Genomic DNA, 11,644 nt, shown 5'->3' with positions numbered 1-11,644 from the left:
CGAATTTTTCCAGGTGTTCATAATGCAGCCGGTACCCAACCTTTTCTCCTATCCCCGCTATTGGGCCGAGTGCTACGGCACGGCGCCCTTCCTGCCCATGTCCCGCAAAGAGATGGACAAGCTGGGTTGGGACAGCTGCGACGTCATTCTGGTGACGGGGGATGCCTACGTGGATCACCCAAGCTTCGGCATGGCGGTCATCGGCCGCATGCTGGAGGCGCAGGGTTTTCGGGTCGGCATCATCGCCCAGCCGGACTGGTCATCGAAGGATGACTTTATGCGTCTGGGCAAACCGAACCTCTTCTTCGGGGTCACCGCGGGCAACATGGACTCCATGATCAACCGCTACACCTCCGACAAAAAGCTGCGCCACGACGACGCCTACACCCCGGGGGATGTGGGTGGCAAGCGGCCGGATCGCGCCACCCTGGTCTATACCCAGCGCTGCAAAGAGGCCTTCAAGGAGGTTCCCGTCGTCATCGGCGGCATCGAGGCTTCCCTGCGCCGTATCGCCCACTACGACTACTGGTCCGAGACCATCCGCCGCTCCATCCTGCTCGATGCCAAGGCTGATATCCTGATTTACGGCAACGCCGAGCGGCCGCTGGTGGAGGTGGCTCACCGCATCGCGGCGGGGGAGACCATCGACACCATGCAGGATATTCGCGGCACCGCCGTCATCCGCAAGGAGCCGCTGCCGGGTTGGAAAGGGGTGGATTCGAGCAAGCTCGACCAGATTGGTCGCATCGATCCCATCATGAACCCTTATATGGAAGGGGCCCCATGCTCGGATGACGCTAGCGAAGCAGCACCTGCCGCGCAGGAAGCCCAACCCGTGCTGGTGCAGCCGGCCAAGCCCAAGCCGTGGGAAAAAACCTATGTGAAGCTGCCGGCGTTCGAGCGGGTGAAAGAGGACAAGGTGCTCTACGCCCACGCCTCGCGCATTCTGCACCACGAGACCAACCCCGGTTGTGCCCGCGCCCTGTCGCAGGCTCACGGCGATCGCATCGTCTGGGTCAACCCGCCCGCCTTCCCGCTGGAAACCGAGGAGATGGACGGCGTCTTCGGCCTGCCCTACCAGCGGGTGCCGCACCCGGCCTATGGCAACGAGAAGATCCCCGCCTTCGAGATGATCAAGACCTCGGTCAACATCATGCGCGGCTGCTTTGGCGGCTGCTCCTTCTGCTCCATTACCGAGCACGAAGGGCGCATCATCCAGAGCCGCTCGGAAGAGTCGATCCTCAAAGAGATCGAAGATATCCGCGACAAGGTGCCGGGCTTTACCGGCGTCATCTCGGATCTCGGCGGCCCCACCGCCAACATGTACAAGCTGCGCTGCAAGAGCCCCAAGGCCGAGCAGACCTGCCGTCGCGCCTCCTGTGTCTGGCCCACCATCTGCCCGCACATGGACACCGACCACAGCCCGACCATCAACCTCTATCGCAAGGCGCGCGACCTCAAGGGGATCAAGAAGATCCTCATCGCCTCCGGCGTGCGCTACGACATCGCGGTCGAAGATCCCCGCTATATCAAGGAGCTGGCCAAGTACCACGTCGGCGGCTACCTCAAGATCGCGCCGGAACACACCGAGGAGGGCCCGCTCTCCAAGATGATGAAGCCGGGCATGGGCAGCTACTACCAGTTCAAGGAGCTGTTCGACAAATACTCCAAAGAGGCGGGCAAGCAGCAGTACCTGATCCCCTACTTCATCTCCGCCCACCCGGGCACCACAGATGAAGACATGGTCAATCTGGCGCTCTGGGTCAAAGAGAACCGCTTCAAGCTCGATCAGGTGCAGAACTTCTACCCGTCGCCGCTCGCCAACGCCACCACCATGTATTACACGGAGAAAAACCCGTTAAACAAGGTGAGCCGCGAGGGGGGCGATGTCTTTGTCGCCAAGGGCGAGCGCCGTCGCCGCCTGCACAAGGCGCTGCTGCGCTACCACGACCCCGCAGGCTGGCCGATGATCCGCGAAGCCCTGCTCGCCATGGGCAAGGGCCACCTGATTGGCAACGGCCCCGGCTGTCTGGTGCCTGCGGAAGGGCGCAACGAGCGCGCCGCCAGCGGCAAGGGCATGAAACCGGCCCTGACTCGCCACAGTAACATTGCCCATCAGCGCGGCAACGGTGCTGGCAACAAGACTGCGGGCCAGAGCAACGGCCAGCACGCTAGCGCCAACGCCAACAAGAGCGGCAAGGGCAATGGCAAGCCGCTGGGCTCCGAGCTCAAGCTGGGGAACGGCAAGCCCGCCGGACAAGGCGCAGGCCAGAGTGCTGGTAAGAGTGCAGGTCAGGGCAAACCGACCGGCAAACCCGCCCATAAGGGCAAGGCGCCAACCCGTGCCGGTTCTGCCAAGCCCGCCACTCAGGGCGGCAAGCCTGCGGCCAAAGGAAATAGTGCCAAGCGACCGGCAAGGTGATATTCCTGATTGGAAAGCGATAGAAAATAAAAAGGCGACCGGATGGTCGTCTTTTTATTAAAGTAAGTTTTAATTACATATATTACAATGGGACTGTTAAAATGCCCAACGAGGTGCATTAAGAATTATCTTGGTCTCCCCTAATAATTATTAGCTCCGAAAAAATCCATCTCAAGGCGATCACATATTTTTCACTATAGGTATATGGAAGGGGAACTTTTCTATTTCCGATGAGAGATAGATTTTTCTCAGGAAACATTATTTTTGGAATGCTTGAAATGAGTTCGTTTTCTAAAATTTCTACATCACTAGGATCTAAGGAATGGGCATGCTTATTTCTTATTTTGTTCAGTTTTTTTAGCATGCCATATAACTGATGAGATATTGGGTTGTTCCTTAGTGAATATATGAGAGTTAATTTTTGATGAAATTGCAACTTGGCATTTTCAATGCCATTATTTAGTGGGAATATTTTCAATAAATACTCAGTTAGTAATTCTTCGAAAATAAGATGTGCATGTATTGTATTTAATTTATTCCCATTGCTCTCTATTACATTCAAGAACATTTTTCCTTTTGGGGTATTTATAATGCTGAATACATCTTCTTTTTTGTTCATTTGTAGATACACAAGTTATTACTTCACATGATGATCATGAGGTGAAGTTTTTAGATTACATTACAGGGGGATCTGGGACTCCCACCTTTCTATGACCATTTCCCGTTTATATCATATTAGCTTGAATAATACACCTTACTACCATGTGGGCAGTGCAGGATTTATAATTTCGGTCTGAAAAAATGGTGCGTGTCCCAGTTTTTTGAGAATGAATTATTTATCCCATACGTTAACAGTGGCTGCATCATAAACTTCAAATTTCTTTTTAGGAAATGCCTCGCGCCACATTTCTACTTTATTCAATATCTTTTTGTTATGATCTTGCTCAAGATCGCCAAAAACTCCGATGAAAATAGTAAGCTTGTTATTATTCTGGTTTATAAAGTCAAAAACATGATTATCTTCATCTCTGATTGAATGACCAAATATAAATAAAGTACCTGTAATGCTTTTTAATGACGAGAATGTTCTAGACAAATAACCATTCTTTTTTATTCTTGCCAGTTTGTGGCTTGTAGAACCTTCAGATATGAAAACAGGGAATTTATCTTTTGCAATAGAAGCTTGGACTTGTTCAGCAAGGGGAATACCAGTACTGGAGTAAGATAGTTTCTCTATATCTGAACCATCACTAAAAATGTGCATGGCACCGTGTATATAATAAACAGACTGCCCTTGTTCCATGCCTATCTCCCAATGGAGTGATGTGTCTCTTTCCTCAGGGGGAAGATATTCATCTTGATATGGATGTCTAAAACCGTCATCACACTTCAATTTCTGGTTAGGTATATCCATAAAATGCATGTAAACCCAGTACAAAAGAAGATCATAATTGAATGTATATATCTTCCCTCCATCGAAATTCATTAGAAACTCACGGCAGCTATTATATTGTCGATCTGTGATTTCTGATGGTTTAGGTGGGTGGGCCTTACTTATCACATGAATTAATGTTTGTTTTAACTCTTCAATATCATTACTAATGTGGCCAGATATAACTCCATCTATATCATAATGCTGTATTATATCAAGAGTCTCAAGAAGGCGTCGCATAACAAATTCAAAGTCATACGTACCGATAGATCTAAATAGATCCCTCATCCTTTCTGACTCAATATTTTCCGACAATGTTTTATAATTAAAAATTTTAGGGAATAGTGATATGCTAAAACCATTACCTAACATTAGGTGTTTTTTAGCATTTCCAGCTATAGCTAAACATTCAGCAAAGCTCTTAATTTCCATTTAATATCTCTCAATTATGTTGAAACTAAACTTTTAGAGCTAAAAATTTTGGAGGGAAATCTGGGCTCCCCTTTTTGAGCAAGTCGTAATTCTACTAAAGACCACGCTACCGCCCGCGGATTACAGCTTCCAATATGCTCCCTTGACCCGCGCTGGCAGCAACCTATCGCAGTTCAACAGGTTCTGAATGGCCATGGTAAGCCAAATGAAACTGCCGAGGCGAGCCTTAAAGTGATGTAACTATCAGAAACGTCTCGTTTTTTGACCTCTATCAAACTCTTCATTCTCTGCGAACTTGCTGCCAACCGGACAGTGATCGGGCGCGAGCTGCTGGCCATCTTGCGGTCATGGCCGGGTGCTGGAACACCTCAAATTGTTTTGCTGGTGCAACGCATAATCGATCTACTGTTGCGCAGGTGGAACAATCAAGGGGCGGTGCGGGCAGGGCTGCAGGGGCGGGGAGGGAAAAGCAGGGGGCCCGCTAGAGTTAAAACCCCCGGCTGGCGCTCTTTACATCAAGAGGTGCCATTTGGTGCAGGGAGTGGTCGATTTAACGGCAATCGGTGACTAGACTAGCTTGGTCTTCTTATGAGACCTATCAAGCCTGTTTACTGTTAACCATAACCGGAAGGATCCGACATGAAAGCGATGACTGCCGCCCTTTTACTCCCCCTGATCCCCCTTGCCGTTCAGGCGGGGGCGCCCGTGTGGATCACCATTGGGGCCGATAGCGGGGTTGAACTCAAGCAGGTCAATGCCAAGCTCTCCCCCCTGTTCAGTGCCAGCGGGGCGCCCGTCCAGCTGGCCCAGATTGAGGCAAGCGAGCTTGGCTCCCTCTCGCATCTGATGCACGAAGGGCACCAGCGCTGCGGTGGCTATGTGGTGCACACGACCCTGGCCGATGCGCTGCAGAGCATGGCCCAGCCCCTCAGCCAAAACCTGTTCAGCGCACCGCCGTTGACCCAGGGGGCCAGTGTCAACCGGCTGCTGCCCCATCTGGATCAAGGCAATATCGCCAGCACCATCAGCAAGCTATCCGGCTGGCGCAACCGCTACTACACCACTACCACCGGCACGCAATCCGCCGACTGGGTGGCCAGCCAGTGGCAGAGCCTCGGCAGCACCCTGCCATGGGCCAGCGTCAGCCGGGTCAAACATAGCGGCTACCCGCAACAATCGGTGGTGCTGACCCTCAAGGGAAGCCGCTATCCGGACGAGGTGGTGGTGCTCGGTGGCCATCTCGATTCCACCGCAGGCTCGGCCCCCAACAGCAAGACGCTGGCCCCCGGCGCCGATGATGACGCCTCCGGCATCGCTACCCTGACCGAGGTGCTGCGGGTCATCGCCGAACAGGGCCGCCAGCCGGAGCGCACCCTGCAATTTATCGGCTATGCGGCAGAGGAGGTGGGCTTGCGGGGCTCCAAGGATATCGCCAGCCGCTACAAGGCGGCCAACACCAGGGTATTGGCCGCGCTCCAGCTGGACATGACCAACTACAAGGGCTCGGCGAACGACATCGTCTTTATGACCGACTACACCGACAAGGGGCTGACCGGCTACCTCACCCAGCTGATCGATGCCTACCTGCCGCAAGTCAGCTATGGCTATGACAGCTGTGGCTATGGCTGCTCGGATCACGCCTCCTGGCACAATCAGGGCTACCCCGCCGCCATGCCGTTCGAGTCACGCTTTAGCGAATACAACCCCAGGATCCACACGGCGCAGGATACGTTGCAAAACTCGGATCCCTCGGCTGGCCACGCTCTCAAGTTTGCCCAGCTGGCGACCAGCTTTGCCGTCGAAATGGGCAAGATCAACTGAGTCACAGGCCGCAGCGCAAGCCAAAAGGAAGGAAGTCTCGGCTTCCTTCCTCTTTTCTATCTTCTGTGCGGGTTTGCCCCCGCCATAGAAAAAGCCCCGAGAGCTGGCGCTTTCGGGGAAGAGGAAAAACATCGACAAGGAATTAAAAAGGCATTGGGGTCACACCTGAACCGGATCAGGCATCGACATAGAGCACCTGGCCGCTAATAAAGCCATCGACGGAGCGCTCAAACGCTTTGCCGACCAGGGCGCCCGGCACCGGCTGGAAGCCGGGCATCATCTCGCCATATACCTCCCACGCCTCTTCCAGTACGGTCGGGTTGACCACATTGATGCGGATGCCACGGGGCAGCTCGTGGGCCACGCACTGGACAAAGGTATCGATGGCGCCGCTGGTGGTGGCATCGGCAATGGCCAGCGGGATCGGCTTGATATTGAGGATGCCGGAGATCAGGGTGAAGGAGCCCCCCTGATTGATGTAGTTGAGGCCGATATTGACCAGATTGATCTGCCCCATCAGCTTGCTCTGGATGGTGGTTTGCCACTGCTCGTCGCTCATCTCGCCAAAGGGGGCGTATTCGCAAAATCCTGCGGTATTGACCACCGCATCGAAGGAGCCCACGTTTTGGTAGAGCCGCTCGATAGACTCTCCGCTGGTGATATCTACCTGAAAATCACACCCCTCGCCGGAGCGGCTGGCGGTGATCACTTTGTGCTTGCCCAGACCACTGAGGGCGGCTTGCCCCATTTTCCCCTGAGCACCAATCAGAATGACAGTTTTCATCGTTAACCTCGCTTTGCTGGAAGAGCTGCAAGGTTAGAGAGCCACTGATACAATGTAAATCATGGGTAGTTTGTATGTGATACAACTGAAATTGGTGAGGTTAGGGTGGAGAAGATCGATATCAGGCAGATGAGGGTGCTGGTGCTGCTGGTCAGATACAAGAGTGTATCGCGGGTGGCCGAGCTGCTGGAGATCTCCCAGCAGGGGGTGAGCAGCCATCTGAAAAAGCTGCGCGACCTCTTTCCCGCCGAGCTGTTTATCCGCCAGAGCGCCGGGTTGCAGCCGACCGACTACGCCTGCGAGCTGGCCGCCAAGTTTGAGCAGATCCTGGCCGATATCGACGGGGTCTTTGTGGCTGCCCCCTTCGATCCCGCCAGCAGCGAGCGCACCGTCAGGGTGATGGCCAACGAATATGCCCAGCTCGCCATTATTCCAAGGCTGGCGAGCGCCCTGCGCACTCAGGCGCCCTCCATCCGGCTCGATGTGGTGGACTTTCAGGCCGAGCTGCATCTGGAGGCGCTGGCCAGCGGCGAGGTCGATCTGGTGATTGGTTTTGATGCCTATCTCGACCCGGGGTTGCTGCGCGCCACCCTGCGCCGGGATCACTACTGCTGCGTGCTGCGCCGCGACTCCCGATATCTTCCGGACAACGCTCTGCAGGATATGGCGGCCATCCCCTTTGTGCAGTTCGCCAACAGCGTCGGTAATTTCGAAGGGCAGATGAGCCCGCAGCAGGTTGCCAGCGCGGCGGTGGCGACGCTCCCCTGTTACACCTCGCTGCAAGCCTTTATGTCGGTCAATGATGTGGCGGCCTGCATTCCGTCGGCCATCGCCGCCCTCGGCGATTTTCGCGTGCTGGAGCTGGCCGGGGCGCCGCAGCAGTTCGATGTAGTGGTCGGCAGGCATCGCAAAAGCCAGGGCAATCTCGCCATCGAGTGGCTGGCTGAGGTGATTAAGTCGGTCAGCGCCCTTACGCCCAGATAAAGTCGCCGCTTGCAGAGAAAGGCTGCCGCCAGCCAGCGCGGTAACGGCAGGCTGGATCTGCGGGGGAAATCCTGCGATGGTGCGGGCAGTTTTCCGCTTGTCCCGTTATCGAGTGAAAAGGAGTTGAGATGCGCATTGCCATGATTGGTCTGGGGGATATCGCCCAAAAAGCCTATCTGCCGCTGCTGGCGAGCAATGAGCGGGTAACGCCGCTGCTCTGCACCCGCAATCCAGCGGTGCTGGAAAAGCTGGCCCGCCAGTATCGGGTTGCCGAGTGCTTTACCGATGTGGCGGCCATGCTGGCCAGCCGCCCCGACGCCGTGATGATCCACGCCGCCACTGCCGTTCACCGCGAGCTGGCCGAGCAGTGCCTGCGCGCAGGGATCCCCACCTTTGTCGACAAGCCCCTGTGCGACAATCTGGCCGAGGCAGAAGCGCTGGCCAATCTCGCCATCGCGCAAGATTGCGCCCTCTTTACCGGCTTTAACCGCCGCTATCTGCCCGCCATGGCCGAGGCCCGCGCCCAGCCGCTCACCGAGCTTAACTGGCAGAAACACCGCTTCGCCCTGCCGGGCAAGGCGCGGGATTTTATGTTCGACGACTTTATCCATGTGCTCGACAGCCTCTGCTTCTATGGCGGCGTGCCGGGTGGCGACTTTCATGCGGTATTGCGACCGGATGCTAAGGACAACAGCCTGTTGGCCGGGGTGAGCGTCAGCTGGCAGAGCGGCGATCGCGCCATCAGCGGCAGCATGAACCGCAGCGCCGGTATCACCGAGGAGCGCATCGATGCCTATGGCGACAATCTCTCCCTGCACCTTGAGAATTGCACCCGCGGCAGCATCGCCCGCGACAAGCAGGCGCAGATGCTTAGTCCCAACGACTGGCAGCCGGTGCTGGCCCAGCGCGGCTTTGCCGCCATGCTGGAGCACTGGTATCAGCAGATTGAAATCGGCAAGGCAGATAGCGAGCTGATCGCCTCCTACCTGCACGGTCACCGGTTGGCGGAGCAGTTGGTGGCGCTGGCTGACCAGCGGGGATAAGGCTGGCTGGAAGTCTCAGAGATATGAATACGAGGTGCGCGAAGATAGCGCACCAAAAACAACGGGGGGCCGCAGTTGCGGCCCCCCGTTGTTATGGGATGAGATGCATGGGATCAGATGCACTTCACCGGCTTGGGCAGGCCGCCAATCTTGGTCGCCTGCTTGGCGGGCCCTTCCGGGAACAGCTTGTAGAGATAGCGGCTGTTGCCCTTCTCGGGGCCGTACTGCTTCTCCATCGCCTTGACCAGCGCGCGGATGGCGGGGGAGGTGTTGAACTCCAGATAGAAGGCGCGCACAAAGCGCACTACTTCCCAGTGCGGCTCCTCAAGCGTGATCCCCTCCTGCGCAGCCAGCACCAGCGCCAGCTCCTCGCTCCAGTCGTTGCTGTTGAGCAGGTAGCCCTTGGCATCGGTCTCGATGAGTTGGCCGTTGAATTCCAGCTGATGTTTTTCGGACGCAGACATGGGGGCTCCTCGCTAATGGGGCTATCAGGATTGGGCGGGCATGGTAGCGCCTTGATCCCCGGTGAGCAACCGGCTCTCGTTGGCCAGATGCAGTAGCTGATCCGCCAGCTCGCTGATCAGGTTGAGCTGCTGGGTCAGCATCAGCTGCTCCTCGCTGCTGTCCGTGCAAAGAATGGGGCACTGACCTCCGATGGAGCTGGAGGGGTTGCCCGCCAGATGACCGGCGGCCTGCTCAAGGGTGTGGCAGATGTGGTGACGCACCTCATCCAGCCCGCTGATGGCCTCCAGCTTGTCGCGATGGGCCCCCAGCGCCGAGATGTAGGAGAGCAGGGCGTGGTTGCGCCAGGTGAGGGTAAAGCAGAGATCGAGGAAGCGGCGGCGTTTTTGCGGCTCCACCAGCATGCTCTGCCAGGCGGTAGCCAGTTCGCTGTCCGCCAGATGGGCGCTCTTGCGCGCCACCCGATAGTCGATGGACTCGTCCCGCTGCTGCTTGAGGCTCGCCAGCACCGCCGAGAGGTAGCGGGCGTTGGCCGAGAGTGAATTGGCGATCAGGGTCGGCAGCCGCTTGTACTGCCAGTCCGGCCAGAGCCAGGCCACCAGCCCGTAGGAGATCAGGCAGCCGAGCAGGGTATCGAGCAGTCGCGGCCCGAGGATCGCAAAGCCGATGCCATCGAGCAGGTTGAACGCCATCAGCACGTAGAGGGTGATAAAGCAGACCGCGGCGCTGTAGTTGTTGCGCACCTGGGTGAAAAACAGGAAGGCGGCGAGCCCCATCACCACCAGCTGGACGTGCAGCTCGGGGAAGAGCCAGAGCACCGGAATACCCACCAGTATGCCGGCGAAGGTGCCGAGCATCCGCTGCACCAGTCGGCGGCGGGTGGCGCTGTAGCTGGGCTGGCAGACAAACAGCACGGTCAGCAAAATCCAGTAGCCCTTTTCCAGATCAAAAGCTTGCAGTATGCCGTAGCCGATCACCAGCCCCAAGGATAGGCGCAGCGCATGGCGAAACACCATTGAGTGCAAGGTGAGGTGCTGCTTGAGCTGGGTCAGCAGCGGCAGGCGGGGCGGGCGCGCCAGCGCGGGCAGCTCTTGCTCCGGCTGCTCGGGGTTTTGCAGCACTTCGGCGCTGCCGAGCAGCTGGTTGATGCTGGCCAGATTGCGGCGCAGGAACTTCATCGGCGTCAGCAGGGTTTTCGGGTAGTGCTGCTTGAGATTGGTGAACTCCAGCTGATCGCCAAGGGCCTCCAGCGTCCAGTGGATGCGCTTGTTATGGGCATAGGGCTTGTGCACCAGAATGGCGTAACCGAGCCGCTGGCACGCTTCGGAGAGCTGCAGGAATACCTCCTGAAATCCTTCCAGTACGATGCCCTGCTTGAGCTCGGCTTCCAACCGGCTGTAGGGGTAGTGGCTGGAGGTGGCACGCTCGTGAATCTCCAGCGCCAGCAGATAGAGGCGCAGCAGGCTGGCCAGCTCGGGGCTTGCCGGATGGCGGCGGCTCAGGCGGGCGTTGAGGGCCGACTTGGTGAGGGTCAGCGCGCTCACCAGATTGATGTTGAGCTGGGCCAGATTGTGGCGAATGGCCTGGGCGCCGTGCTCGTCCGCCGGGAAAAAGCGGGATTTTTCCAGCAGGTAGCGGCCAAGGGCGAAGTAGCTCTGGGCCAGCTGTTCGTGCAGGGTCTTGTAGGGCAGCAGCCAGAGCCAGATGAACGAGACCAGCCCGTACCAGAGGGCGCCGGCGCCGAGGGCCAGCGGCTGGTAGAAGAGATCCGGCGCCTTGGCTGCACCCAGCATGGTGTAGATGGCGATCAGCAGCGAGCCGAAGCTGATGGTGGCGTAACGGGCGCCGAGCGCCCCCACCATCACGAAGATAAAGGTGGAGCTGGCCAGCCCGATGGCAAACAGCCAGGGGGTGGGGTAGAGATACTGCACGCACAGGGACGCAAACATGAAGCAGATGAGCGTCATGGCGAGGTTTTTAAGGCGTCCCCACAGGCTGTCGTCGGTTTCGGCGATGGCACCCGCCACTACCCCGAGGGAGAGCAGCACGGTGAGCTGGATATTGCCTGTAGCCAGGGTGAAGGCGAGCAGACCGAGAATGGCCAGCAGCACCTTGAGGGCGAAGTAGATGTGACTATCGGTCAGCAGTCGGCGCAGCAGGCCAGAGAGATCCATCGGCATGAGACAGGTGAAACCCTTGATCGAAACGAGAGCGAGATAGTAACCCGCCAAGCGCGAAGTGGCCCTGATCCAAATCAGGGCCAC

9 protein-coding genes are annotated in these 11,644 nt (G+C 57.1%); 4 read left to right on the top strand and 5 right to left on the bottom strand.

The genetic code is table 11. From position 1 onward, the window contains the following. The first annotated feature begins 22 nt into the window (after positions 1-22). Positions 23-2,422 carry a YgiQ family radical SAM protein gene (locus AB5Y83_RS04470; protein WP_368174768.1) on the top strand — a complete coding sequence of 800 codons (2,400 nt, stop codon included), beginning with the start codon at positions 23-25 and terminating at the stop codon, positions 2,420-2,422. Positions 2,423-2,540: 118 nt separating this feature from the next. Here the strand turns inward: AB5Y83_RS04470 and AB5Y83_RS04465 are convergent, their stop codons facing one another. Both AB5Y83_RS04465 and AB5Y83_RS04460 read right to left on the bottom strand, forming a co-directional pair. Further along, the gene (locus AB5Y83_RS04465) at positions 2,541-3,041 is read right to left on the bottom strand and encodes a hypothetical protein (protein WP_115521308.1); all 501 of its coding nucleotides are present in this window, start codon (positions 3,039-3,041) and stop codon (positions 2,541-2,543) included. A 213-nt stretch (positions 3,042-3,254) separates the two neighbouring features. Next, entirely contained in the window at positions 3,255-4,286 is a 1,032-nt protein-coding gene (locus AB5Y83_RS04460; RefSeq protein WP_368174767.1) for a DUF4917 family protein, read from the bottom strand. Between the two features lie 639 nt (positions 4,287-4,925). Between AB5Y83_RS04460 and AB5Y83_RS04455 the strand changes: the two genes are divergently transcribed. Then, on the top strand, positions 4,926-6,107 hold the full coding sequence (locus AB5Y83_RS04455) for a M28 family metallopeptidase (RefSeq protein ID WP_201967238.1): 1,182 nt from the start codon (positions 4,926-4,928) through the stop codon (positions 6,105-6,107). Positions 6,108-6,282: 175 nt separating this feature from the next. Here the strand turns inward: AB5Y83_RS04455 and AB5Y83_RS04450 are convergent, their stop codons facing one another. Further along, on the bottom strand, positions 6,283-6,891 hold the full coding sequence (locus AB5Y83_RS04450; RefSeq protein ID WP_368174766.1) for a short chain dehydrogenase: 609 nt from the start codon (positions 6,889-6,891) through the stop codon (positions 6,283-6,285). A 105-nt stretch (positions 6,892-6,996) separates the two neighbouring features. Between AB5Y83_RS04450 and AB5Y83_RS04445 the strand changes: the two genes are divergently transcribed. Next, positions 6,997-7,875 carry a LysR family transcriptional regulator gene (locus tag AB5Y83_RS04445; RefSeq protein WP_368174765.1) on the top strand — a complete coding sequence of 293 codons (879 nt, stop codon included), beginning with the start codon at positions 6,997-6,999 and terminating at the stop codon, positions 7,873-7,875. 128 nt (positions 7,876-8,003) lie between these two features. Continuing rightward, positions 8,004-8,918 carry a Gfo/Idh/MocA family protein gene (locus tag AB5Y83_RS04440; protein ID WP_368174764.1) on the top strand — a complete coding sequence of 305 codons (915 nt, stop codon included), beginning with the start codon at positions 8,004-8,006 and terminating at the stop codon, positions 8,916-8,918. A 113-nt stretch (positions 8,919-9,031) separates the two neighbouring features. On the opposite strand, the gene AB5Y83_RS04435 is transcribed toward AB5Y83_RS04440, so the two are convergent. Further along, on the bottom strand, positions 9,032-9,382 hold the full coding sequence (locus AB5Y83_RS04435; RefSeq protein WP_019446869.1) for a TusE/DsrC/DsvC family sulfur relay protein: 351 nt from the start codon (positions 9,380-9,382) through the stop codon (positions 9,032-9,034). Between the two features lie 24 nt (positions 9,383-9,406). Continuing rightward, positions 9,407-11,560, bottom strand: coding sequence for a YccS family putative transporter (gene yccS / locus AB5Y83_RS04430; RefSeq protein ID WP_201938375.1), 2,154 nt, complete (start codon positions 11,558-11,560; stop codon positions 9,407-9,409). Between the last annotated feature and the right edge of the window lie 84 nt (positions 11,561-11,644).

Origin of the sequence: Aeromonas sp. R5-4 (genome assembly GCF_040908215.1) — a bacterium.
GTDB classification, from domain to species: Bacteria; Pseudomonadota; Gammaproteobacteria; order Enterobacterales; family Aeromonadaceae; genus Aeromonas; species Aeromonas veronii.
Note: the sequence above shows the minus strand (reverse complement) of the source record. Positions and strands in the feature narration are given on the sequence as shown.

What these genes read in the sequence shown, in the direction of transcription:
- AB5Y83_RS04470 (WP_368174768.1), top strand. Translation starts at nt 23, where the DNA reads ATGCAGCCGGTACCCAACCTTTTCTCCTATCCCCGCTATTGGGCCGAG.
- AB5Y83_RS04465 (WP_115521308.1), bottom strand. Translation starts at nt 3,041, where the DNA reads ATGAACAAAAAAGAAGATGTATTCAGCATTATAAATACCCCAAAAGGA.
- AB5Y83_RS04460 (WP_368174767.1), bottom strand. Translation starts at nt 4,286, where the DNA reads ATGGAAATTAAGAGCTTTGCTGAATGTTTAGCTATAGCTGGAAATGCT.
- AB5Y83_RS04455 (WP_201967238.1), top strand. Translation starts at nt 4,926, where the DNA reads ATGAAAGCGATGACTGCCGCCCTTTTACTCCCCCTGATCCCCCTTGCC.
- AB5Y83_RS04450 (WP_368174766.1), bottom strand. Translation starts at nt 6,891, where the DNA reads ATGAAAACTGTCATTCTGATTGGTGCTCAGGGGAAAATGGGGCAAGCC.
- AB5Y83_RS04440 (WP_368174764.1), top strand. Translation starts at nt 8,004, where the DNA reads ATGCGCATTGCCATGATTGGTCTGGGGGATATCGCCCAAAAAGCCTAT.
- AB5Y83_RS04435 (WP_019446869.1), bottom strand. Translation starts at nt 9,382, where the DNA reads ATGTCTGCGTCCGAAAAACATCAGCTGGAATTCAACGGCCAACTCATC.
- yccS (WP_201938375.1), bottom strand. Translation starts at nt 11,560, where the DNA reads ATGCCGATGGATCTCTCTGGCCTGCTGCGCCGACTGCTGACCGATAGT.